At 63.7% G+C, this 21,487-nt stretch carries 25 protein-coding genes; 15 read left to right on the forward strand and 10 right to left on the reverse strand.

From position 1 onward, the window contains the following. The first annotated feature begins 151 nt into the window (after positions 1–151). Entirely contained in the window at positions 152–1,306 is a 1,155-nt protein-coding gene (locus tag KQH53_15340; GenBank protein MCB2228053.1) for a hypothetical protein, read from the forward strand. Positions 1,307–1,309: 3 nt separating this feature from the next. After that, entirely contained in the window at positions 1,310–1,738 is a 429-nt protein-coding gene (locus KQH53_15345) for a Zn-ribbon domain-containing OB-fold protein (GenBank protein MCB2228054.1), read from the forward strand. A 72-nt stretch (positions 1,739–1,810) separates the two neighbouring features. On the opposite strand, the gene KQH53_15350 is transcribed toward KQH53_15345, so the two are convergent. Then, positions 1,811–2,509, reverse strand: coding sequence for a LysM peptidoglycan-binding domain-containing protein (locus tag KQH53_15350; GenBank protein MCB2228055.1), 699 nt, complete (start codon positions 2,507–2,509; stop codon positions 1,811–1,813). Between the two features lie 88 nt (positions 2,510–2,597). Then, complete coding sequence (locus tag KQH53_15355) at positions 2,598–3,482, reverse strand: radical SAM protein (GenBank protein ID MCB2228056.1); 885 nt, start codon at positions 3,480–3,482, stop codon at positions 2,598–2,600. Positions 3,483–3,585: 103 nt separating this feature from the next. On the opposite strand from KQH53_15355, the gene KQH53_15360 reads away from it, so the two are divergent. The 3 genes from KQH53_15360 to KQH53_15370 are packed head-to-tail and all read left to right on the forward strand — an operon-like array spanning position 3,586 to position 6,635. Then, positions 3,586–5,196, forward strand: coding sequence for a DUF4445 domain-containing protein (locus KQH53_15360; protein MCB2228057.1), 1,611 nt, complete (start codon positions 3,586–3,588; stop codon positions 5,194–5,196). Positions 5,197–5,205: 9 nt separating this feature from the next. Next, complete coding sequence (locus KQH53_15365; GenBank protein ID MCB2228058.1) at positions 5,206–6,183, forward strand: hypothetical protein; 978 nt, start codon at positions 5,206–5,208, stop codon at positions 6,181–6,183. Next, on the forward strand, positions 6,180–6,635 hold the full coding sequence (locus tag KQH53_15370) for a universal stress protein (GenBank protein MCB2228059.1): 456 nt from the start codon (positions 6,180–6,182) through the stop codon (positions 6,633–6,635). The genes KQH53_15365 and KQH53_15370 overlap by 4 nt, the downstream gene beginning before the upstream one ends. A gap of 331 nt (positions 6,636–6,966) precedes the next feature. Here KQH53_15370 and KQH53_15375 read toward each other — a convergent pair whose 3' ends face one another. Together KQH53_15375 and KQH53_15380 are read right to left on the reverse strand one after the other, a co-directional pair. Further along, a complete protein-coding gene (locus tag KQH53_15375; protein ID MCB2228060.1) occupies positions 6,967–8,289 on the reverse strand; it encodes a M48 family metalloprotease in 1,323 nt (440 codons plus the stop codon). A gap of 60 nt (positions 8,290–8,349) precedes the next feature. Further along, positions 8,350–8,646 (reverse strand): MTH1187 family thiamine-binding protein, encoded by a 297-nt coding sequence (locus KQH53_15380; GenBank protein MCB2228061.1) that lies wholly within the window; start codon positions 8,644–8,646, stop codon positions 8,350–8,352. A gap of 131 nt (positions 8,647–8,777) precedes the next feature. Here KQH53_15380 and KQH53_15385 point away from each other — a divergent pair, with 131 nt between their 5' ends. From KQH53_15385 to KQH53_15405, 5 genes are all read left to right on the forward strand, one after another. After that, positions 8,778–9,680 carry a hypothetical protein gene (locus KQH53_15385; GenBank protein ID MCB2228062.1) on the forward strand — a complete coding sequence of 301 codons (903 nt, stop codon included), beginning with the start codon at positions 8,778–8,780 and terminating at the stop codon, positions 9,678–9,680. Between the two features lie 169 nt (positions 9,681–9,849). Beyond that, positions 9,850–11,562 (forward strand): DNA polymerase III subunit gamma/tau, encoded by a 1,713-nt coding sequence (gene dnaX, locus KQH53_15390; GenBank protein MCB2228063.1) that lies wholly within the window; start codon positions 9,850–9,852, stop codon positions 11,560–11,562. A 15-nt stretch (positions 11,563–11,577) separates the two neighbouring features. Further along, entirely contained in the window at positions 11,578–11,895 is a 318-nt protein-coding gene (locus tag KQH53_15395) for a YbaB/EbfC family nucleoid-associated protein (GenBank protein ID MCB2228064.1), read from the forward strand. Continuing rightward, a complete protein-coding gene (recR, locus tag KQH53_15400) occupies positions 11,895–12,488 on the forward strand; it encodes a recombination mediator RecR (protein ID MCB2228065.1) in 594 nt (197 codons plus the stop codon). The genes KQH53_15395 and recR overlap by 1 nt, the downstream gene beginning before the upstream one ends. Before the next feature lie 12 nt (positions 12,489–12,500). Next, a complete protein-coding gene (locus tag KQH53_15405) occupies positions 12,501–12,695 on the forward strand; it encodes a hypothetical protein (GenBank protein ID MCB2228066.1) in 195 nt (64 codons plus the stop codon). Positions 12,696–12,749: 54 nt separating this feature from the next. On the opposite strand, the gene KQH53_15410 is transcribed toward KQH53_15405, so the two are convergent. Both KQH53_15410 and KQH53_15415 read right to left on the reverse strand, forming a co-directional pair. Further along, entirely contained in the window at positions 12,750–13,436 is a 687-nt protein-coding gene (locus KQH53_15410) for an MBL fold metallo-hydrolase (protein ID MCB2228067.1), read from the reverse strand. A gap of 140 nt (positions 13,437–13,576) precedes the next feature. Continuing rightward, the gene (locus KQH53_15415; protein ID MCB2228068.1) at positions 13,577–14,359 is read right to left on the reverse strand and encodes a hypothetical protein; all 783 of its coding nucleotides are present in this window, start codon (positions 14,357–14,359) and stop codon (positions 13,577–13,579) included. Between the two features lie 136 nt (positions 14,360–14,495). Here KQH53_15415 and KQH53_15420 point away from each other — a divergent pair, with 136 nt between their 5' ends. Next, positions 14,496–14,963 (forward strand): hypothetical protein, encoded by a 468-nt coding sequence (locus tag KQH53_15420; protein ID MCB2228069.1) that lies wholly within the window; start codon positions 14,496–14,498, stop codon positions 14,961–14,963. Here the strand turns inward: KQH53_15420 and KQH53_15425 are convergent. Further along, positions 14,944–15,210, reverse strand: coding sequence for a hypothetical protein (locus tag KQH53_15425; protein MCB2228070.1), 267 nt, complete (start codon positions 15,208–15,210; stop codon positions 14,944–14,946). The genes KQH53_15420 and KQH53_15425 overlap by 20 nt on opposite strands. 850 nt (positions 15,211–16,060) lie before the next feature. On the opposite strand from KQH53_15425, the gene KQH53_15430 reads away from it, so the two are divergent. Beyond that, positions 16,061–16,321, forward strand: a complete 261-nt coding sequence (locus KQH53_15430; GenBank protein ID MCB2228071.1) for a hypothetical protein — start codon at positions 16,061–16,063, stop codon at positions 16,319–16,321. Between the two features lie 4 nt (positions 16,322–16,325). On the opposite strand, the gene KQH53_15435 is transcribed toward KQH53_15430, so the two are convergent. Then, positions 16,326–17,105, reverse strand: coding sequence for a hypothetical protein (locus KQH53_15435; GenBank protein ID MCB2228072.1), 780 nt, complete (start codon positions 17,103–17,105; stop codon positions 16,326–16,328). A 139-nt stretch (positions 17,106–17,244) separates the two neighbouring features. Between KQH53_15435 and KQH53_15440 the strand changes: the two genes are divergently transcribed. Next, positions 17,245–17,712 carry a hypothetical protein gene (locus tag KQH53_15440; protein MCB2228073.1) on the forward strand — a complete coding sequence of 156 codons (468 nt, stop codon included), beginning with the start codon at positions 17,245–17,247 and terminating at the stop codon, positions 17,710–17,712. Here KQH53_15440 and KQH53_15445 read toward each other — a convergent pair. Then, positions 17,693–18,469, reverse strand: coding sequence for a hypothetical protein (locus KQH53_15445; GenBank protein MCB2228074.1), 777 nt, complete (start codon positions 18,467–18,469; stop codon positions 17,693–17,695). The genes KQH53_15440 and KQH53_15445 overlap by 20 nt on opposite strands. A 246-nt stretch (positions 18,470–18,715) precedes the next feature. Here KQH53_15445 and KQH53_15450 point away from each other — a divergent pair, with 246 nt between their 5' ends. After that, complete coding sequence (locus KQH53_15450) at positions 18,716–20,548, forward strand: hypothetical protein (GenBank protein MCB2228075.1); 1,833 nt, start codon at positions 18,716–18,718, stop codon at positions 20,546–20,548. Here KQH53_15450 and KQH53_15455 read toward each other — a convergent pair. Then, on the reverse strand, positions 20,545–20,793 hold the full coding sequence (locus KQH53_15455; protein MCB2228076.1) for a hypothetical protein: 249 nt from the start codon (positions 20,791–20,793) through the stop codon (positions 20,545–20,547). The two genes, KQH53_15450 and KQH53_15455, sit on opposite strands and share 4 nt — an antisense overlap. A gap of 78 nt (positions 20,794–20,871) precedes the next feature. On the opposite strand from KQH53_15455, the gene KQH53_15460 reads away from it, so the two are divergent. Then, positions 20,872–21,480 carry a DedA family protein gene (locus KQH53_15460; GenBank protein ID MCB2228077.1) on the forward strand — a complete coding sequence of 203 codons (609 nt, stop codon included), beginning with the start codon at positions 20,872–20,874 and terminating at the stop codon, positions 21,478–21,480. Positions 21,481–21,487: the final 7 nt, after the last annotated feature.

Raw genomic sequence — 21,487 nt, forward strand, 5'->3', positions numbered from 1 at the left:
GACAAAGCAGCAATTCTGCTTGGCGGAGCGGACCGGAATTGGTTTTCCTTGTGTCTCCGGCGGAATTGCTTTATGCTCACCGCTATAATGCAGCTATAATGAGGCGGTGGGCCCAAGAGCCCGCCCTTGCATGAAAAAAAAGGAGACCATGATGCCCAAAGTCGCCGTTATCGGGGTGGGGCAGTCGGCGTTCGTGCGCGGCTATCCCGGCTCCATCCGCGAATTGGCCTTCGAGGCCTATTCAGAGGTCATGAAGGACGCGGGCTGCGGCCCCGCGGATGTGGACGCCACGGTGGTCTGCTCCGCCCCGGAGTATGACAAGCAGCGCTCCCCGGCCGGGGTCATCGCCGAATATTGCGGCCTGAACCCCCAGCCCACCTTCTACGTGGAGACCCTGTGCTCCTCGTCGAGCACCGGGCTCAAGCTGGCCTATTCCCTGGTGGCCAGCGGCCTGCACGACTCGGTGCTGGTCATCGGCTTCCAGAAGATGAGCGAGATCAGTAGCGCCGAGAGCCAGGAGCGCATGGGGCGCGGGGCGGACATCCAGTGGGAGAGCCCCTTCGGCACCATGATGCCGGCCTACTACGCCATGCACGCCCAGAACTATCTGCACTCCTTCGGCGCCAAGCACGAGGACCTGGCCCTGATCCGGGTGAAGGCGGCGACCTACGGCCAGATCAACCCCAAGGCGGTGTACCGCAAGGGTGTGGAGCTGGAGCAGTGCTTGCAGGCCGATCCGGTCTCCAGCCCCCTGAAGGTTTTCGATTGCTGCGCCAACGCGGACGGCAGCTCGGCGGTGTTGGTGGCTTCCGAAGAGAAGGCCAAGGCCATGGGCATCAAGAAGCCGGTGTGGATCCTGGGCGTGGGCGCGGCTTCCATGCCGGTGAACATGTCGCTTCGGCCCAAGTTCAACGGCCTGATCGTGGCCGAGCAGGCGGCTCAGGAGGCCTACAAGATGGCGGGCATCGGCCCCAAGGACATCGACGTGGCCGAGGTGCACGACTGCTTCACCATCGCCGAGATGATGGCCTATGAGAACCTGGGCTTCGCCAAGCCCGGCGGCGGCCCCGAGCTGATCCGGGCCAAGGAGACCTACAAGGAGGGCTCCATCCCGGTGAACGTGGACGGCGGCCTGCTCTCAAAGGGCCATCCCATCGGCGCCACCGGCGGCAGCCAGGTGCGCACCATCGTATTGCAGCTACGCGACGAGGCTGGGGACATGCAGGTCAAGGACCCCCAAATCGGCCTGGTCCACAACATCGGCGGCGTGGGCCTCTACGGCAACGTCACCATTTTCGGGAGGTGATAAATGCCTAAGCCTGAGATGGACACCCGCTTCACCAAATTCGGCACGGTGAGCTTCACCGCCGTCACCAAGGTCAACGACTTCATCGGCTATCTGGAAGACGGCAAGGTAACCGGCACCAAGTGCAAAAAGTGCGGCGAGGTGTTTTTTCCGCCCCGGGCCGACTGCTACAAGTGCCTGGACAGCGAGGTGGAATGGTTCACCGTGGAGGGCACCGGCAAGCTGGAGACCTACAGCCAGCTCATGTACGCGCCCATCGGCTTCGGCGAGGACCTTCCCTACGCCATCGCGGTATTGGACTACGGCGACTACAAGGTCTTCGGCCGCATCGGCGACGTACCCTTTGACGAGCTCCAGATCGGCATGGAGATGGTCACCCGGGTCAACGAGCTGCCCAACGGCAACCTGAACTACGTCTTCGACAAGGCCTAGAGCCAACCTAGCCAAACAACAAGGCCCGCTCCCCTGCCGGGGGGCGGGCCCTTTTTTTATGCGAAAGGCGCGTTACTTGTAGATGGTCAACTTCTGGCCCACCATGATGGTGTTGCTGCGGAGGTTGTTCCACTGCTTGAGGTCGCGCATGGTGACCTTGTAGCGCTGAGCCACGGTGAACAAGGTGTCGCCCCGGCGCACGGTGTAGACCTGCTTGCTGCGCTCGGGGGCCTTTTTCCGCACGGCGGGCTTTTCGTCCTTCACCGGCTTGAGCGGCTCCACCTTGGCCGGGGATTTCTTCTCCAGGCTGGAGATCTTCTTGTCCACGGTCAGGGCGTCCAGACGGTCCTGCAAGGCGGCCACGCGGTTGCTCAGCTGGGTGAGCTTGGTCACCGAGCCGGCCTTGGAGGCCACGGCCTTGAGCTCCTTGTCCAGGGTGACCATGCGCAGCATCAGGTCCTGCACGTCCTTTTCCATCTTGGCCACGCGCTCTGCCGTGGCCCCGGGCACCACCGAGGCCGAAACCGGCGGCGGGGGAATCATCTCCGGCTGGCTCAAGAGGCCCCAGATGGCCACGGCCAGGGCCAGCAGGGAGAGCATGAGGCTCACCAGGCCCAGGGCGCCGGGGCCGCTTTTGGGCTGCTTGGGGGGCATCACCGGCGCCGAGGGGGCCGCCGGGCGGCGGGTATGGCCGGGCAGGGGGCTGGGGGAGGAGGGCGCTTCGCCGCCCAAATCCACCCGGGGGCCCATGTCGTCGTAAGAGGAGAGCATAGAGTTCCCTTCGCTTGCTTGGCCTAGGGGCAACGGACCGTCTGCCTCGAATTTATAGCACCACCGGCCCACCCACTCAAGGGCCGCCCTATTGCTCGCCCACGTAATCCGGCCGAAAAGCGCTCCGGGGCAGGGCTCGGGCGCGGGCGATGCCGGTTCGCAGGGTCTCGCGGTCTCCGGGCAGGCGGCCGCTGAGGTTCACGTAATTGGTGTAATGGTCGCTTTTCAGGCTCAGGGGGCCGCTCAGCCCGGCGATGAGGCGGTCGGCCTCGGCCAGGATGTCGTGCGGGGTGCACAGGGTGAAGCGGCCCTTGCTGATCTGGTGCAGGAGCAGGGTGTTTTTTTTGGGCAGCAGGGTGCGCAGGCGCAGGGTGAGCGGCCCGGCTTCATTGATGCGGTTGATCACCGAGGCGGTGGCCTCGGCGTTGGCCAAAAAATCCTCGGCCCCGGCCAGGCCCAGCACCACGTAGAGGCTCAGATCCAGCCCGGCCACCAGGGCCATGCGCCCGGCCGCGACCTGCTCCTCGCTGGTCACGCCTTTCTTGACGCGCAGCAGGGTGGGGTCGTGGCCGCTCTCCAGGCCCAGGTGCAGGCGGCTCAGGCCCGCCGCCTTGAGCTGGGCCAAGCCCTCGGGGCCATGGGAGAGGATGCTGCGCACGCTGGCGTAGACCGTGATGCGCTCCAGATCGGGCCATAGCTGGCGGGCTGCGCGGCAAACCTCGGCCAGGGCTTGGGTGGGCATGGCCAGGGAGTCCCCGGCCGGCAGAAACAGGGTGCGCACCACCCCGCCCAGCTCGGCGCGGGCTTCCTTCAGATCGGCGATGATGTCACCGGTGGGGCGCACCCGGAAGCGGGGGCCGCGCTTGTAGGTGCAGCAAAAGGAGCACTTGTTGTGCGGGCAGCCCACCGTGGCCTGCACCAGCAGGCTGTCGGCCTCGGAGGGCGGGCGGTAGATGGGCCCTTCGTAATACATAAAGAATAGGCTACACCCTGGCTGGGGGGGGCGCATCCTGAATGGTTTGACATTCACCCCCGGGGCTGCCAACATTTCGAGCGGACCCCCGCCAAGGCAAGCCATGAGCGATTGCAGCAAATATTTCGTGGAAATGACTCCGCCCAGCCTGGGCGACAACACCGGCACCATCGACCGCCTGGCCAAGGCCCTGAGCCGCAAGCTGGGCGCCTGGCCCGTGGCCCCGGTGCGGCATCTGAACGATTTCGCCACCCTGATCCGGGACGGCGGCTACGCGGTGACCGCCACGGTGTGCCCCGGCGAAGCCGGGCCGGTGCTGGTGGGCGTGGAGCCCGGCGACACCACCGATGCGCTGCCCCGCGAGGGCCTGGCCCAGCGCGCGGCCCAGGTGCCGCCCGCCCTGTGGGGGCGCGAGGGCCTGGGCGTGGCCCTGGACGTGGGCTCCACCCACCTCCAGGCCAGCCTGCACGAGCTCAGCGACGGCCAGGAACTGGCCAAGGGCACCCGCCTGAACCCCCAGTCCGAGGTGGGGGCGGACGTGCTGACCCGCATCCACGCCGCGGCCCAGTCCGGCGGCCTGGAGCGCCTGCACCGGATGCTCATCGACGCGGCCCAAGGAGTCATCGAGGAGATGTGCGCCCGGGCCGGGCGCGACCCCCTAGAGGTCAAGGGCCTGGTGGCCGCGGGCAACACCACCATGACCCATTTTTTCCTGGGCCTGGACGTGCAGACCATCCCCCGCGAGCCCTACATCCCCTTGATCAACCGGCCCAGCCCCTTCTACGCCTCTGACGCAGGCCTGAAGCTGGCCCCGGATGCGGTGGCCTGGGCCCTGCCCAACGTGGGCTCCTATTTCGGCGGCGACCTGGTGGCGGGCATCGTGGCCGCGGACCTGCACCAGCGGCCCGACGTGGCCCTGTTGGTGGACGTGGGCACCAACGCCGAGGTGGTGCTGGGCGACCGCGACTGGCTGGTGGCCTGCGCCGGGGCGGCCGGCCCGGCCCTGGAGAGCGGGGTGGCCAAGATGGGCATCCTGGCCCAGCCCGGAGCCATCGAAGGCGTGAAGATCGACCCCGAGAGCCTGGAGCCGACGCTCAAGATCATCCCGGACCTGGAGGGCCACACGCCTCAGCCCAAGGGCCTGTGCGGCTCGGGGCTCTTGCAGCTTTTGGCCCAGCTCTACCTCACCCGCACCATGGACATGCGGGGCAAGTTCCGCATCCACGAGCACCCGCGCATCTTCGAGAGCGACGAGGGATGGGCCTATATCGTGGCCACCGCCGAGGAGAGCGCCACGGGCTCGGCCATCTACGTGGACGAGGTGGAGATCGACATCCTCCTGCGCTCCAAGGCGGCCATGTACACCATCCTGCGCACCGTGCTCTTGGAGGTGGGCCTGGACTTCGGCGACCTGAGCGCCTTTTTCGTGGCCGGGGCCTTTGGCAACGTCATCGACCCGGAGACCGCCATCACCCTGGGCATGTTGCCCGATCTGCCCCGCGAGCGCTTCGTGCCCCTGGGCAACTCCTCCCTGGCCGGCTGCCAAAAGTTGCTCCTGGAGCCCGAGGCGCGGCCCTCGGTGGAGGCGGTGGTGGGGCGGCTCACCTACCTTGAGCTCAACGTGAACCAGGCGCTCATGAACCGCTTCTCGGCCGCCCGCTTCATACCCCACACCGACCCCGGCCGCTTCCCCAGCGTGCCGGTCTGGCACTAGAGGCCGCCCATGCAAGACGCGCCCGAGCTTCTGCCCCGCGCCAGGGAGCTTAGCGGGCGCAAGCTCACGCGCACCCGTCTGGTGCGCGACAGCACCAGCTTCATGGACCTGGAGCCCGGCGACGTGCTGGAGCTGGAGGGGCGGCGCTATCTCATCACCGGCACCGAGTACGAGGGCCGCTTCGGGCTCTCGGACCAGCCCAAGCCCTGGGTCAAGCGGGCCGTGGACTGGGACGACGGCTCGGCCAAGATCATCAAGCTGGTGTTCCATGAGGAGTTCTATCGCCACGTGGGCGGCTACAAGATCCGCTGCTACCGCTCCCCGGCCAAGGAGGCGCGCATCCTGGACCTGGTGCGGGGCGACATGCGCTTTATGCAGGGCGAGACCCTGAAGGACACCGCGGGCAACCCGGTGCGCGTCTTGGACCGCATCAACGGGGGGCCGGTGGACACGGTCATGGAGGACATGGGCCGCCGGGGGCACGAGGACTACTTCCACAACCATCTGCGCGGGGTGCTCAACCGGCTGCTGGTCCCTTTCCAGGCCATGGCCTGGCTGCACCGCCGGGGCGAGCGCCACGGCGACGTGCGGCGCGATCACGTATTGGCCGACGCGGCCAGCGGGCAGTGGTCCTGGATCGACTTTGACTACAACTACGACTTCATGGCCAACCCCTTTGGCCTGGACATCTACGGCCTGGGCAACATCCTGTGGTTCGCGGTGGGCTGCCAGGAGGTGACCAGCCACTGGCTCAAGCAGGAGCGCAATCCGGCCCTGGAGCGGCTCCGCGACGAGGACTATTCCCCGGTGCTCAAAAACCGGGTGATGAACCTGAAGAAGGTCTATCCCTATCTGCCCGACGGCCTGAACAACGTGCTCTTGCACTTTTCGGCCGGGTCGCCGGTATTCTATGAAAGGGTGGAGGAACTCATGGCCGAGCTGGTCCCGGCCATAGAGCAGCTTCCCCAAGGGGAGGAGGCGCCATGATCATCTGGAACCGCATTTTGGCCACGGTGGACGAGCACGAGCGCTCCCTGGAGGCGGTGCACTATCTGGCCAGCGTTTTGGGCGGGTCGGACACCTGCCAGGTGGCCCTGCTCAGCGTGTACCAGGCCCCCACCGCCGACGCCCTGCCCGACGAGCAGGACCGGGCCCGGGCCGCCGCTCAGGAGGAGGCCCTGCTCCAGGGCCGTCTGGAGCAGGCCCGCCAGATCCTGGCCGAGGCCGGGCTGCCCGAGGCCAACCTGAGCACCCATCTGGTGCGGGCCGAGGGCCGCCCGGTGGCCGAGGTGATCCTGGAAGAACAGGATCGGGGCGGCCACGGCACCATCGTGTTGGGCCGCCGGGGGGTGAGCAAGACCGAGGAGTTCCTCTTCGGCTCGGTGAGCAGCATGGTGATGCACAGAGCCAAGGACTGCGCGGTCTGGATTATTTCTTAGCAAGGGCGCGCCCAGGCTGCGGCATACTGCGTTGCCGGACTCGCTCGCCGGACGCCTTGTCTGGCAACGCCTGACGCAACCGGCCGGGGCGTTGTCGTGGCGCTCAACCTCGCGTCCACCGAAGCCGCCCGCCATGCCTCTTGCCGTTCGGCCCTGTGGCTTTGACCGCAAGTCGCCGGGGTTGGCCGGGAAATTTTTACTTTAACCAACTCTTTCTGTTGTCCAGGCAGCTTGCGCCTCTCGTGCAGGGGATTTCTTGCCACGCCGCTAAAGCGTCGCGGCCCCGATAGACAAGCTATCGGGGCCAGCAGAAAGGCGAGAGGCTTCCAGCCTAGTTGGATTTTTTGATGGCCCCGAGCTGGCCCAGGCGCTTGTAGGCGGCCCGGCCGTAGTTGCTCTTGGGCGCGGCCTTGTAGACCAGGGCGTAGGCCTGCGCCGCGCGGGAGCGCTGGCCCACCCGGTCGAAGGCATAGCCCAGGTAGAAGTTGTTGACCACGTGCTGGGGCATGCGGCGGTAGGCCCGCTGGTGGGCGCGGAGCGCGTTGCGGTAGTTGCGGTTGGCGCGCTCCACCATGCCCAGCACGAAGGAGGGGTAGAAGTTGTACCCGCTGAGCTTGGCCCCCCGGCGGGCGGAGGCCAGGGCGGCGCGGCCTTGCTTCATCTCGGCCTGGGCCAGGGCCAGGCGGGAGTGGAACATGCCCTCCTTGGGGTAGATGGAGATGGCCCGCTGATAGTAGGCCGCGGCCTGGGACCAGCGCTTTTTCTGGGCCAGGGCGTTGCCCTTGTCCGCAGCGGCGTAGGCCGGAGCGCGCTTCCTCTGCGCGGCCAGCATCCGGTTGAAGTTGGCGGTTCGGTAGGGCCGGGTGCTCAGCGGCGAGGCCAATGCCCGGTCCTTGGCGGCGGTGATGCGCTCGCGGGGCAGGGGGTGGCTGGAGAGCCAGGCCTCGATCTCGCTGGGCTCTGACTTTTGCATACGCTGGAACAGGGCAAAGGTCTCCACCATGGCCGTGGGGTTGTAGCCCGCCTTGGTCATGTATTCATAGCCCAGCTGGTCGGCCTGGCGCTCCTGGTCGCGGGAGTAGGAGAGCATCATCAGGTTGCCGGCCACCCCGGCGGCGGCCAGGGCGGCGGGGGCGTATTCGTTGTCGCCCATGGCCAGGGCCAGGCCCAAGAGCGCGCCGGTCAAGAGCACCTGGCGGGTGTAGCCGGCCACGGCGTGGCGGGCGGTGACGTGGCCGATCTCGTGGCCCATCACCCCGGCCAGCTCGTCCTCGGAGTTCATCTTGGTGATCAGGCCCCGGGTGATGGATATCTTGCCGCCGGGCAGGGCAAAGGCGTTGACCTGGCTGGAGTTGACCACCGTGAACTTCCAGGGGAGGTTGGGGCGGTGGCTGTTGCGGGCCAGGCGCTGGCACACCCGGTCCACATAGGCCTGGAGCTGGGGATCCTGGGGGGGCAGGCCGTGATTGAGCTGGATCACCTCGGGGTAGTGCTGGACCCCCATGGCGATCTCCTGCTGCTCGCTCATGAGCACCAGTTCGTCCTCGCCGGTGACCGGGTTCTTGGCGCAGGCGGCCAGGACCAGGAGCAGGGCCGCCGCCAGGGCGGCCAAGAGGGCGATGCGGCTGGATATGAAGCGGCGCGGCAGGCTCATGGCGTGGTTTTTCCCTCGGGCAAAAGAGTCACCGGCAGTTTAGCATAACCCCCGGACCGACTAAAGTTTCTCGGCCACGCTGTTGAGCTTCTGGTCCATGCTGCCTTGTTTGTCGCGGCGGTCGTCGATGTTGATCAGGGTCATCACCCGCTGGGCCCCGGCCTCGAAAGGCACCTCGTGCACCTGGCGGATGACGGCCAGCACTTCGTCCAGGGGGCCTTCCAGCACGGTGCCCATGGGGGTGAGGCGGTTTTTGACTCCCGAAGCCTCCAGGACCTTGTGCACTTGGGCCACGTAGGAGCTGAGGCTGGTGGAGCCGGTGCCCAGGGGAACCACGGTGAGCTGTACCACGGCCATGATTATTCCTCCGTTTTATCTGGCTTGACAGGTTGTTGTAACCCCCCGGCCAAGCGGGTATAGTCTGATCTTAAGGCAGCAATGCGCCACTTTCAGCGCCTTGGTGCCGCACCTTTTTGGAGCGAAACGCCGTGGAGCGAGATTACTACGCCGGGCTGGCAGATGACCAGCTTTTCGAGTTGTTATTCATGGCCGAGGACCGCCTGCCCCGCGAAGCGGCCGAGGAAGCCGCCAATCGGGACGGCCTGGCCCCCTACATCGGCCAGGTGGTGATGGACAAGCAGTCCTGGCTGGCCGAGCTGCCCGACTGGTGGGCCGTGGTGCACGGCACCTACATCCTGGGCCTGCGCGGCGGCGAAGAGTCGGTCCTGCCGCTGATGGCCGTGCTGCGCTGGTCCGACGCATTCGACTGCGACTGGGTGACCGAGCTGTTGCCCTCCATCTTCGGCAGCCTGGGCTCGCCGGCGATCCCCTGGCTGACCGCCGCGGCCCGCGACGCGGCGGCCGGGTGGTCGGCCCGCGACCTGGCCCTGCGCTCGTTGGCCTCCATCGGCCACAAGCACCCCTCCCAGGCGGAGCACGTGTTCCGGGTGATCGGCGAGCGCTTCATGGACGAGGGCGAGGAGCGCCTGGTGCGCCAGCTGGCCGGCCAGATACTGTTGGACTTCCGCCACCAGGGCTATCGCATGGCCTTGATCAAGTTCGCGCGCGAGGAGTTTGCCTTCCGCGAGGTGGACTACCTTTACCCCGCCGGGCTGGACCCGGAGGAGGTGGAGGCGGCCTATCGCCAGGGCGAGCCCGAGCTGTGGCACTACGAAGAGGACTGGATGCGCTTCTACGAGCCCGGCGAGATTCAGCGGCGGCTCAAGCGTTGGACCCGCGAGCGCCTGGGCACCACCGGCCGCTCCCGCAGCCAGAACCCGCCCAGCGGCGGCGGGGCGCGGGTCTTGCCCCTGTTCGAGCAGGGCAAGCCGCCCGAGCCCCAGAAGCCCAGCGACAGCGGCGAGAAGGGGCCTTACGCGCCGGAGGAGTAGGGGGCGTTTCGGCCATCCTGCCCGCGATCATATTTTCGGAGCGGCCCCCCGGAGCCGCTCCGGCTCCGTTTGACAGGTCCAGGGCCGCAATGTTAATCTTATTCCTGCGGCCCGAAAGTAAATCGACAGTGATAACGGGCAATTACTTACCCCAGCCCTGGAGGGGCGCGTGAGCTATCTGGTCCTGGCCCGCAAGCACCGGCCCGCCACCTTTGACCAAGTGGTGGGCCAGGAGCACGTGACCAAGACCCTGGCCGGGGCCCTGGACTCGGGACGCCTGGCCCATGCCTTTTGCTTCACCGGCCCGCGCGGGGTGGGCAAAACCACGGTGGCTCGCGTTCTGGCCAAGGCCCTGAACTGCGAGCACGGGCCCACGGCCACCCCCTGCGGCAAGTGCGTGCACTGCCTGGAGATCACCGACGGGCGCGCGGTGGACGTGCAGGAAATCGACGCGGCGAGCAACTCCAGAGTGGAGGATGTGCGCGAGCTGCGTGAGGTGATCCGCTACCACCCCCAGTCCAGCCGCTTCCGGGTGACCATCCTGGACGAGGTGCACATGCTCTCCAAGGCGGCCTTCAATGCGCTGTTGAAGACCCTGGAGGAGCCGCCCGAGCACGCGGTGTTCATTTTGGCCACCACGGACGTGCACAAGGTGCCCCTGACCATCCTGAGCCGCTGCCAGCGCTTCGACTTCCGGCGGCTGCCGCCCAAGCTGTTGGCCTCGCACCTCAAGGAGGTGTTGGCCAGCGAGGGCTTGGAGCTGCCCGCCGAGAGCCTGGCGCTCATGGCCCGGGAGGCGGACGGCAGCGTGCGCGACTCGCTGAGCCTCTTGGACCAGGTGTTGGCCTCGGGCCAGGAGTCCATGAGCCACCCCGAGGTGGTGGAGCTTCTGGGCCTGGTGGACCGCGAGTTGGTGAGCGCCACGGCCACGGCGGTCTTGGCCGGCGACGCGGGCGCGGTGCTGGATCTGGTGAGCCAGGTCTACGCGGCCGGCGGGGAGATGCAGGCCTTTTACGCCGCCTTGCAGGAGCACTTCCGCAACCTGGCCGCGGCCAAGGCCGCGCCCGAGGGGGCGGAGCTGTTTGGGCTCACCGGCGAGGAGCTGGCCGGCCTCAGGGCCCAGGCCGGGCCCCACAGCCCCGAGACCTTGCACGAGATCTTCGGCCATCTGGCCGCCAGCGAGGATTTGTTCCGCCGCGCTTCCCAGCCCAGGCTGGTCATGGAAATGACGCTCCTGAAGCTCACCCAGGTCAAGCCGGTGGTGAGCCTGGCCGACATTTTGGCCGGGCTGGAGCAGGGCGGCGGGAGCGAAGGCGGAGCGGCCCCCACGGCGGGCGGCGGCGGCTACACCCCGCCCAAGGCCGCGCCCGGCGGCGGACAAACCGCCCGGCCCGTGGTGCGCGAATCCGCGCCCAGCCCCGCGCCTCGCGCCCAGGCCCCGGCGGCGCCCCCGGCCTCGGCTCCGGCGGCCGCCAAGCCCGGCGACGCCATGGCCATGCTCAAGGAGCTGGTGCGCTATGCCGAGAAAAGCATGCCTGCCTTGGCCTCTTATCTGGGGCGCTCCCAGGCGGAGCTGGAGGACGGGTTGCTCAAGGTGACCCTGCCCAGCGGGGCCATCGCGGCCAGCTACGCCACGGACAAGAACCAGACGGCTCTGAGCCAGATGGCCGCCCGCCTGTGGGACGGCGGCCCCTCGGTGCGCCTGGCGGTCGGGGCCGAGGCCGCGCCCGCGCCGGATCGGCAAAAGGAAGCCGAGAGCCGGGCCGCGCTGGCCAAGGAGCTGATGGCCCACCCGGCGGTGCGGGAGGCTACCGAGGTCTTCGAGGCCGAGGTGGTGGCCCTGGACCCGGAGGAGCCTTCCCATTCCGATATGAACCAGTAAGGAGCGATATAGATGATTCCCAAGGGCGGCATGGGCAACCTGATGAAGCAGGCCCAGAAGATGCAAGAGCAGATGCTCAAGGTGCAGCAGGAGCTGGAGGCCAGCGAGGTGGTCGCCTCCTCCGGCGGCGGCATGGTGGAGGCCGTGGTGAGCGGCAAGGGCGACCTCTTGCGCCTTAAGTTCGACCCCGAGGTGGTGGACCCGGAGGACGTGGAAATGCTGGCAGACCTGGTGGTGGCCGCGGTGGGCGAGGCCCAGCGTCGCGCCCAGGAGATGATGGCCAGCGAGATGGGCAAGCTGACCGGCGGCATGAAGATCCCCGGCCTCATGTAATGTACCCCAAGGCGGTCAACAACCTGGTCCACGCCCTGAGCCGCCTGCCCGGCATCGGCAACAAGACGGCGGAGCGCCTGGCCCTGCACCTGGTGCGGGCCCCGGCGGCCGAAGTGCAGGCCCTGGCCCGGGCCGTGGCCGGGGTGGGCGGGGTGACCACCTGCGGGGTGTGCTTCAACCTCACCGAACGCGACCCCTGCCCCATATGCGCGGACCCGGGCCGCGACGCGGCGACGATCTGCGTGGTGGAGAGCCCGGCCGACCTGGCCGCCCTGGAAGGGGCTGGCAGCTTCAAGGGGCGCTATCACGTCTTGGCCGGGGCCCTGGCCCCCCTGGACGGGGTGGGGCCCGAGGAGCTGCGTCTGGACCAGCTGGTGCGCCGGGTGCGCCAAGGCGGGGTCAAGGAAGTGATCATCGCCACCAACCCCACCGTGGAAGGCGAGGCCACCGCCGATCTGGTGGCGCGCTCCCTGGAAGGCCTGGGCGCGGCGGTCACCCGCCTGGGCTACGGCGTGCCGGTGGGCGGCGACCTCAAGTACATGGACGGGCTCACTCTGAGCCGTTCCCTGGAATCGCGGCGCAGGCTGGACTAGCCCATGGAGTTCATGGACTGGCTGCTGTGGTTCGCCATTATTCCGGCGGGGAGTCTGCTGGTTTTCGGGGGGCTGGTGTTTTGGTGGGCGGGCAGCGTCACCCTGACCAGCCGCCGCCGCTGGGTGGTCACCCTGGTGCTCAGCGCGGCCTTCGTAATCCTGGAGATGGCGCTGATCGCCAAGTTCGCCTGGGTGTTGCCGGACTGATCCATTGCGCCTTTCGCGGCGCGACAAGCCAAACAAATTGCAGGTGAGCCAGGCCTAGGCTGCGTTGTGGGCGAGCTGCTCCATGAGGAAGGAGCGCACCTCGGCGGCCGGGCGGAACACGCCGTAATGGCCCTCGGCCAGGATGTCGGCCTCCAGCTCCAGGAGGCGGGCCATGGAGGCGCGCCACTGGACGATGTCCGAGCCAAAGGCCGGGGCAAAGGGGCCGTGCACGTCCTGGCCGAAGAGCACCTTCTGGCCCCCGGCCGAGCACCAGGCCACCAGCGAGCCGGGGGTGTGCCCCGGCGCGTGCAGGATGCTCAGCTCCTGGCCGCCGCCCAGGTCGATTGCGCCGTCGCCGTCCAAGATTTGGTCCGGCGTGGCGGGCTCCAGGGACAGGCCGTACCAGTCGGCGGCCGAGCGCTTGGCGTCGCCGCTCTGAAGCACCTCGGCCTCGGCCCGGTGCATGACCAGCTGGCAGTTGGCCCGCCCGCAGATCTCGGCCGCGCCGCCGGCGTGGTCGATGTGGGCGTGGGTGATGAGCAGGTGGGTGGGTAGGCCGCCCGCGGCCATGGCCAGCTCCAGCAAGGACGCGGCGCTGGGACCGGCCCCGCAGTCCACCAGGACGCGGGCCTCGGGGCCGACGATCAGGTAGCAGAGGCAATCGCGGGGGTCGGTGAGGTCCGGGCCTCCCACCATGTGGATGCCGGGTGCTATCTTGCGGGGTATTTTGGCTTCGCCCATGGTGTTTGCTCCTCGCCCAGGCGACAATGCGCCGCGCCCGGGGGCGCGGCTATATAACTGATTCCTTATTAAAATAGCATGGCGAGACGCTGGAAAAAAGGGGGGGAACGAGCCTGGCCCAAGGGCGGCCCGGCCGGGCCCTAGCGCGTCAGTTCCTTGAGCAGGTTGTCGCTGAGAGGCATGTCCAGGGCGGGGGGCACGTCGCCGGTGGCGGACCAGATGGGCGTTCCGTTGTTCATGAGGGCCAGGGCAGGGCGGCCGCCGGCGGTGTTGAACAACAGGCCGGTGCGGGGCTGCTGGTACATGAACAGGCCGGGCTTATCGCCTTTGACGGCCAACGAGACGGCGGGCTGGTTGTTGCTGTTCCAGATGCCCAGGACGGAGCCTTGGTTTTCACGATTGGTTAATGCAATAGCTGCCTTTCTGTTTGGTCGGAGCAGGGCGATGGAGGAGTCATCTCCCGAAACACTTATGTATGCTTTTGCGGAATTATTCTCGTCGTAAAGCCCCAATGAAGACGCTTTGTCAGGTGCATAAGCCAATACAAGACGAGGCTTACTTCTTTTACTGTTCATAATCCCAATGCTTGAAGATCCATCATCTGAAGATTGAAGGAATAAATTTATCGCTTCTTTTTTGTCATATAAAAAAACGGATGGTCCTTTTGAAGCGCAGCCTAGCATAAGCCTGACTTTTCCTTTGTCATCCTTAATGAAAAATATAGGGAACCCATCGGGATCGAAGCCAAAACCGGCGCGTGGCTGATTGTGTTTGTCAACAATTACTATACTCCTCGCCACCAACCTATCTCTTGGTTGGCCGGAATCATCCTGCTTCGCAAAAACAACGCTAGAAAAGTAATCTCCACCTAACCCAGAGAGAAAGCAAACGAAAACTAGAGCCAAAGTGTGCCATCGGGACATAACCCCCTCCTTAATTTGTTATTTGAATTTGTTTACCATATTTCATTCGCGTTGGAAATAAATTGGCGAGATGCATCCTTTTGATGAGGTCGTTCTATGTGACAGAGTTTACGCCAACTCTATCGGAGGCATATGAATGGCCGTTAATACGGGTTCTGAGATTGTCGTAGGAGTCAGGCTCGAAACCAACCGGACGAGTGTGGAACGAGTAGAAGCGGGACTCCTAGATTTAACCACGTCGTTTAAAAAACAACTTGATAACGTATGGAAGACAACCGAGCGTGAATTCAGCGCGTTCGTGCAAGGCACGGCCAAGGACGCCTCCGATACCTGGGACAAAACCACCAAGGAGATGAACAGCATCACCGGCAAGAGCCTGTGGGGCTCGGTGAAGGCTGTGTTTCAGGACGACATGGACCAGGTGGAGACCATCTGGGACAACGCCTGGAACAGCATGATCGTCTCGGCCGACAAGGCCTGGGACGGGTTGTTGGTTATAGTTAGACAACGATTACAAAGGTTGCGGCGAAAGAGCAAAGGCCCCGAGGTTTTCCCCGGGGCCTTGGCTTTTGGCGGGGAACTTATTAGCGCGTCAGTTCCTTGAGCAGGTCGTCGCTGAGAGGCATGTCCGGGGCGGCGGGGGTGTCGCCGGTGGCGGACCAGATGGGGGTGCCGTTGTTCATGAGGGCCAGGGCGGGGCGGCCGCCGGCGGTGTTGAACAGCAGGCCGGTGCGGGGCTGCTGGTACATGAACAGGCCGGGTTTGTCGCCCTTCACGGCCAGGGACACGGCGGGCTGGTTGTTGCTGTTCCAGATGCCCAGGATGGAACCCTCGCCTTTGCGGTTGAGCATGGCGATGGCGGGCTTTTTGTCTTTGTCGAGGAGGGTGACGGAAGGGTTGCCGTGCTGAGTAGCAATAAATATTTTGGGGTTTTTATTCTCATCAAAAAGGCTGATAGAGGCACCTTTGTTCGGAAGGTATGATAGCCCAAGCCGGTGCTGATTTCTGCCTGCCATCAACCCTATGGATGAACTTCCTCTGTCTTTGGCCGACAGAAATAATTGCATCTCTTCATTTTGGTCGCGAAATACCATCAAGGGACCATTTTCCGTTAAGGCCCAGTAGGCTCTCACTTTGCCATTTTTATCTGCCAAATAAATGAATGGTTGGTCATCTTCAAAGCCGAGGCCAATGCGAGATTTGCCGGAGTTATCAAGAATATTAATACTACTTGTCGTGATAGTATCAGGCTGGGTGTTCGCATAAACTATCTTTTGGCTAAATAGACCGCCTATGGCCCCTCCGATTATCCCCGAAATGCACATTGCCGAGACTAATAAGACAGTGTTTATTCTGCTCACTTTTCCCCTCGTATTAAATTAGTTATGGGTAACGTAGCCAATTTCATAGCATATTTATTATTTTTTTAACAATGGAAATAATTTGGAGATTGCTTCCTCGCTAGGCTCCGAGTGCCCAAGTATTTAATCGGGGTACGAACTAAGCATAGGAGGAGCCCAAATGGCAGGCGGATCAAGTGTGGCACTACTTGAGGTTGGTATTCGGTTGGACCCTAGCAGCGTGCAGGAGCTTGATAGTGCGATAACGGAGGTATACGGCTCAATTAAACAAAAATTCGACCTTATCTCCAGCGCTACCTGGGACGGGTTCAAGGATTATTCTCGAGACACGTCCAAGGACGTGACCAAGACCTGGGAAAGCACCACCAAGGACATGAAGAACCTCACCGCCAAGTCGCTGTGGGGCACGGTGTCGGCCTGGTTCGATGACGACATGGACCAGGTGGAGAACATCTGGGACAACGCCTGGCAGGGCATGCTGGGTAAGGCTGACACCCTCTGGGAAGGGTTGTTGGTTATAGTTAGGCGAAGATTACAAAGGTTGCGGCGAAAGAGCAAAGGCCCCGAGGTTTTCCCCGGGGCCTTGGCTTTTGGCGGGTAACTTGTTAGCGCGTCAGTTCGTTGAGCAGGTCGTCGCTGAGAGGCATGTCCAGGGCGGGGGGAGTGTCGCCGGTGGCGGACCAGATGGGGGTGCCGTTGTTCATGAGGGCCAGGGCAGGGCGGCCGCCGGCGGTGTTGAACAACAGGCCGGTGCGGGGCTGCTGGTACATGAACAGGCCGGGCTTATCGCCTTTGACGGCCAACGAGACGGCGGGCTCGTTGTTGCTGTTCCAGATGCCCAGGATGGAGCCCTCGCCCTTGCGATTGAGCATGGCGATGGCGGGCTTTTTGTCCTGGTCGAGGAGAGTGACCGAGGGGTTGCCGTGAGTAACAGATATCACGGCTTTGCCAACGTTGTTTTCATCGAATAGGCCGATGGTTGGGCCTTGGTTAGGAGAGTAGGCCATCATTAGTCTTGGTTTTGTGCCATTACTCGTTAGGCCAAATGACGAACTGCCGTCATTTGACGCTTCCAAAGCTAAAACAATATTACCCTTGCTATCATTCATGCCCAAAATAGGCCCACTAGGCGTGCAGGCTAAGTATGCCCTGGTTTTGCCTTGAGTGTCTTTTAAAAATATGGCTGGATTCTTGTCCTTATCAAAACTAATCCCTGCACGTGGCCTATTGTTTTCATCGACCAGGAAAATGCTATGCGCCACAATCTTTTCAGGATAATGAATTGTATCGGCTTTTGTTATTGGTGTTTGCCCGAATAAATAGGTGCCAACTAAACTTGTAAGGAGAGAAACAGCAATAAGGAAAGATAGCTTGAGTATTTTCATTGGATTCCCCCTTGCTAAATAAGTTCTTTAAAATAAAAATACCACAAATTATTGCATAAGGAAATTAATTTGTGAGCAATGTCCATGGCAGTGCGCCAAATTATGTGATTACCATTGGTCGCATAAAGGAGGTGATGTCATGTCCACAAAGATAACTAGCGAATGGGGAATCGAGGTGGCCCCCTCTGTTGTTAAGCGCGAACTGGATAAGGCTAAGGAAGAATTGAATTCTATTCCGAAAGTACTCCAGCAAGAGTTTGAACGCATCACAAAGATCACCCAACGCGAATTCAGCGCGTTCGTGCAAGGCACGGCCAAGGACGCGTCCGATACCTGGGACAAGACCACCAAGGAGATGAACAGCATCACCGGCAAGAGCCTGTGGGGCTCGGTGAAGGCTGTGTTTCAGGACGACATGGACCAGGTGGAGGACATCTGGGAAGACGCCTGGCAGGGCATGCTGGGCAAGGCTGACACCCTCTGGGACGGGTTGTTGGTTATAGTTAGGCGACGATTACAAAGGTCGCTGCGAACGAGCCAAGGCCCCGAGGTTTTCCCCGGGGCCTTGGCTTTTGGCGAGATGCTTTTTAGCGCGTCAGTTCCTTGAGCAGGTCGTCGCTGAGAGGCATGTCCAGGGCGGGGGGAGTGTCGCCGGTGGCGGACCAGATGGGGGTGCCGTTGTTCATGAGGGCCAGGGCAGGGCGGCCGCCGGCGGTGTTGAACAACAGGCCGGTGCGGGGCTGCTGGTACATGAACAGGCCGGGCTTATCGCCTTTGACGGCCAACGAGACGGCGGGCTCGTTGTTGCTGTTCCAGATGCCCAGGATGGAGCCCTCGCCCTTGCGATTGAGCATGGCGATGGCGGGCTTTTTGTCCTGGTCGAGGAGAGTGACCGAGGGGTTGCCGTTGCCTACCGCTACAAAGATTTTTACCTTGCTCTCGTTGTCGAACAAGCTGATTGAGGGCCCTTTGTCGGGTAGATGGCTTAAAAATAGCCTTGCCTTGTTTCTGCCCGCGTAGAGACCAATTGTCGATTTACCTTCGTTGTCGGAACTGATCATCATTGCAGGCTCGTTGTTGTCATGCCTAAAAACGAGAAGAGGTCCTTTATCATTCATTCCAATATACGCTCTGACCACATCTTTTTTGTCATTAAAAAACAAAACAGGGCCATCCTGCGCAAAAGATAGTCCACCCCTGATATTACCGTCCTTGTCAACCAGTTCAAAACTGCTTGCGGTCAATTTGTTCGGGCGCTGGTTTCCGTAGGCAGTATTTACAAAAAAGCGAGCTGAAATCGCTCCACCAAAACACCCTGAAATCACAAAAATGATAGTAAAAAAAATGAATTGAAGCCTGGTCATGATGTTCCCCCTTTTGGATTGCATATTAATTATGGGATAAAAGTTTATAACATATTTCCGCGAAGCACATCAATGAAACAGGTTGGTAGTTAAAAAACAAATCATCGCGTAAAAGAAAGGAGACTTTTTACGTGGAGGATAGTTATGTCCACTGATGCAACTAAGATAGTCGGGAAATTGGTGTTAGAAACGGACCAAGCCAGTGTAGATCGCACAGCAAAAGAAATAAGTTCTGTATTTACTTGGATGAAACAAGAGTTCGACCTCTTCTCGAATTCTACCTGGGACGGGTTCAAGGACTACTCCCGGGACACCTCCAAGGACGTGACCAAGACCTGGGAAAGCACCACCAAGGACATGAAGAACCTCACCGCCAAGTCGCTGTGGGGCACGGTGTCGGCCTGGTTCGATGACGACATGCACCAGGTGGAGAACATCTGGGACAACGCCTGGAACAGCATGATCGGTTCGGCCGACAAAGCCTGGGACGGCTTCCTTAACCGCGCCGTGAACCGGGCCTGGTCGGGCGTGGGCGGCATCTTCGACAAGGTGGTAATGGACCCAGCCAGCGACTGGCTGAGCGGCGCGCTGGGGCTTTCCGGTTCCAGCATTCACTTTAACGACAAGATGGAGGACTTTTTCGCGGCCGTGGAAATGGGCGACTCCTATTGGGAGGCCCTGAATACGGCCGACATCCTCCCCACCGGCGGAATCACCAAGGCGATTGCGAGTTGGTTCGGTGGAAGCGAACCCGCCGTGGCCGAGACCGTCTCCGAAGCCCTGGCCAACAGCGCCTCCCTGTTCGACTTTGGCAGCCAGGCCAGCCTGTATGGCACGGAGGTAGTCTCCGAATCCATGGCCAACAGCGCCGCCTTGTTCGACTTCGGCAGCCAGCCCAGCCTGGGCAGCGGGCTTGGCGCGGGCCTGGCCACGCCCTTGGGGGCCTTCGGGTTGGCCCTGGCGCCGGGCATGGTGGGCATGCTGTTCCACGATGAGATCAGCGGCCTGCTGGGCATGGATACCGACCCCATGACCCCGGAGGAGGCCATAAGCAACTGGCAGGGCCAGGAGAACTTCCTGGCCGGGCTCAGCGGCAACATAGCCGGGGCGGGCCAGGAATGGGCCGAGCTGGCGGGCACCCAGTTCGGGCTGTTCGGCCAGGCGGCCCAGGAGGCGGCCGAGGATTTGGAGCGCCTGCGGACCGTGGCCGGCTACACCCAAGAGCAGCTCGACGGGGTGGTGGCCTCGCTGGACCCCCTGAGCCAGGAGCTGGTGACCAGCGGGCAGGCGGCCAACACCCTGGAGGACGAGGTGCGCCAGCTGGCCGTGGAGATCCACGCGGCGGCCAACAGCATGGCCCTGACCGACCAGGCCACGATCCAGTTCAACGGGCGCATCGACGACTTGGCCGGGCGGCTGGGGCTCTCGGGGGACGCGGCCCAGGAGTTCAAGAGCGCGCTCTACGGCCTGGCCGACGGCTTCAGCGCGGGGGGCGAGGAGGCGGCGGGCTTCGAGGCGGCCCTGGACGCCTTCACCCAGGGCACCCTGGCCTCGCTGACCTCGGGGGCCGAGGGCTCCCGCGAGGCCATCCAGGGGCTCATCAGCTCCATGAAAGGGGTGTCCGGGGCCTCGGGCATCAGCGTGGAGGACATGGGCGACGGCACCACCCGCTTCACGGCAATGGACTACGCCTCGGGCGGCACGGTGGACAACCTGGGCCTGTACCACGCCGGGAGCGGGGGCAACGCGGCCTATGGCTATTACCACTCCGGCGGGCTGGTGGCGGGCTGGCCCAAGGCCCACGCCGGGGCCCTGATCAGCTCCCTGGCCCGCGACGAGGTACCCCTCGTGGCCCGGCGGGGGGAGTACGTGGTGCGCGCCGAGGCGGTGAACGCGGCCACCCTGCCGGCGCTCAAGGCCCTGAACCAGGGCGGGGGCATGGCCGGGGGGGACATGCAGGTGAACTTCACCATCAACCTCAACGGCAACCTCATGGGCAACGACGACCAGATCGAGGACATGGTGCGGCTCATCGAGAGCCGGCTGCGGCAGCTGAAAAGCAGCCGTTGGGGTGCCTAGCGGGGTTGGGCCAGGGGGAAGGGATCGGCCTGGGGCGCGCAAGGCCGGGCGTAGTCGCCCTCCGGGGCCTCGCCCCGGTTCACCGCGTCGAACAGGGCGCACTGCTCGGCGAGGGACAGCCCCTCGAAACGGCGCTGAGCCGCGTCCCCGCCCTGGCCCCGGCACAGGGCGCAGCGCGTGGGGGAGCAGCCTTGGCAGGCCCGGCAATCCGGGCAGGGATGTTTTTTCTCGCCGGTGGTGGTCATGCTTGCACCTCTAATTTATAGTTAAGCATTTTGCGGCGCATTGCATCCCGTAGAGCGAAATCCTTAAGGCGCGTGCTCATGGACCTGACCACCATACAACAGCTCATCGCCGACAACGGCTATTGGGCCCTGTTCGTGGGCACCTTTCTGGAGGGGGAGACCTTTTTCATCCTGGCCGGGGTGGCCGCGCGCAAGGGCCTCTTGAACCCCTACTACGTGGCCCTGATCGCCATGGCCGGCGGGTTCATCGGGGACCAGGTGTTTTTCATCCTGGGGCGCTGGCGGGGCATGGACGCGGTGACCTGGTCGCGCTCGGTGGCCCGCAAGGCGGTGGAGGCCCGCCGTCACATCCGCAGGCACGCGGTGCTGCTGATATTGCTCAGCCGCTTCCTTTACGGCCTGCGCATGGTCATACCCCTGGCCTGCGGCATGGCCGGGGTGCCCATCTGGCGCTTCGTGGCCCTGAACTTCATCTCGGCCCTGGCCTGGTGCCTCACCTTCGGAGGCATCGGCTACTTCTTCGGGGGGCTCATCTTCGATCAGCTGGACGTGGTGCGCGGCCTGCAAGTGCTCTTGCTGGTGCTGGTGGCCGTATTGGCGGTGAGCTATCTGGTGGTGCGCGCGGTCAAGCGCCGCCTGCTGGACGACAACCCTTCCGATTCCAACGGAGACTCCCCGGAAAACTAGGGCGATT

The organism is Desulfarculaceae bacterium, assembly GCA_020444545.1.
Classification (GTDB): domain Bacteria; phylum Desulfobacterota; class Desulfarculia; order Desulfarculales; family Desulfarculaceae; genus Desulfoferula.

Bases quoted from the DNA above. Each gene is read 5' to 3' on its own strand.
- KQH53_15340 (MCB2228053.1), top strand. From the start codon at position 152: ATGCCCAAAGTCGCCGTTATCGGGGTGGGGCAGTCGGCGTTCGTGCGC.
- KQH53_15345 (MCB2228054.1), top strand. From the start codon at position 1,310: ATGCCTAAGCCTGAGATGGACACCCGCTTCACCAAATTCGGCACGGTG.
- KQH53_15350 (MCB2228055.1), bottom strand. From the start codon at position 2,509: ATGCTCTCCTCTTACGACGACATGGGCCCCCGGGTGGATTTGGGCGGC.
- KQH53_15355 (MCB2228056.1), bottom strand. From the start codon at position 3,482: ATGTATTACGAAGGGCCCATCTACCGCCCGCCCTCCGAGGCCGACAGC.
- KQH53_15360 (MCB2228057.1), top strand. From the start codon at position 3,586: ATGAGCGATTGCAGCAAATATTTCGTGGAAATGACTCCGCCCAGCCTG.
- KQH53_15365 (MCB2228058.1), top strand. From the start codon at position 5,206: ATGCAAGACGCGCCCGAGCTTCTGCCCCGCGCCAGGGAGCTTAGCGGG.
- KQH53_15370 (MCB2228059.1), top strand. From the start codon at position 6,180: ATGATCATCTGGAACCGCATTTTGGCCACGGTGGACGAGCACGAGCGC.
- KQH53_15375 (MCB2228060.1), bottom strand. From the start codon at position 8,289: ATGAGCCTGCCGCGCCGCTTCATATCCAGCCGCATCGCCCTCTTGGCC.
- KQH53_15380 (MCB2228061.1), bottom strand. From the start codon at position 8,646: ATGGCCGTGGTACAGCTCACCGTGGTTCCCCTGGGCACCGGCTCCACC.
- recR (MCB2228065.1), top strand. From the start codon at position 11,895: ATGTACCCCAAGGCGGTCAACAACCTGGTCCACGCCCTGAGCCGCCTG.
- KQH53_15405 (MCB2228066.1), top strand. From the start codon at position 12,501: ATGGACTGGCTGCTGTGGTTCGCCATTATTCCGGCGGGGAGTCTGCTG.
- KQH53_15410 (MCB2228067.1), bottom strand. From the start codon at position 13,436: ATGGGCGAAGCCAAAATACCCCGCAAGATAGCACCCGGCATCCACATG.
- KQH53_15415 (MCB2228068.1), bottom strand. From the start codon at position 14,359: ATGTCCCGATGGCACACTTTGGCTCTAGTTTTCGTTTGCTTTCTCTCT.
- KQH53_15420 (MCB2228069.1), top strand. From the start codon at position 14,496: ATGGCCGTTAATACGGGTTCTGAGATTGTCGTAGGAGTCAGGCTCGAA.
- KQH53_15425 (MCB2228070.1), bottom strand. From the start codon at position 15,210: ATGCTCAACCGCAAAGGCGAGGGTTCCATCCTGGGCATCTGGAACAGC.
- KQH53_15435 (MCB2228072.1), bottom strand. From the start codon at position 17,105: ATGAAAATACTCAAGCTATCTTTCCTTATTGCTGTTTCTCTCCTTACA.
- KQH53_15440 (MCB2228073.1), top strand. From the start codon at position 17,245: ATGTCCACAAAGATAACTAGCGAATGGGGAATCGAGGTGGCCCCCTCT.
- KQH53_15445 (MCB2228074.1), bottom strand. From the start codon at position 18,469: ATGACCAGGCTTCAATTCATTTTTTTTACTATCATTTTTGTGATTTCA.
- KQH53_15450 (MCB2228075.1), top strand. From the start codon at position 18,716: ATGAAACAAGAGTTCGACCTCTTCTCGAATTCTACCTGGGACGGGTTC.
- KQH53_15455 (MCB2228076.1), bottom strand. From the start codon at position 20,793: ATGACCACCACCGGCGAGAAAAAACATCCCTGCCCGGATTGCCGGGCC.
- KQH53_15460 (MCB2228077.1), top strand. From the start codon at position 20,872: ATGGACCTGACCACCATACAACAGCTCATCGCCGACAACGGCTATTGG.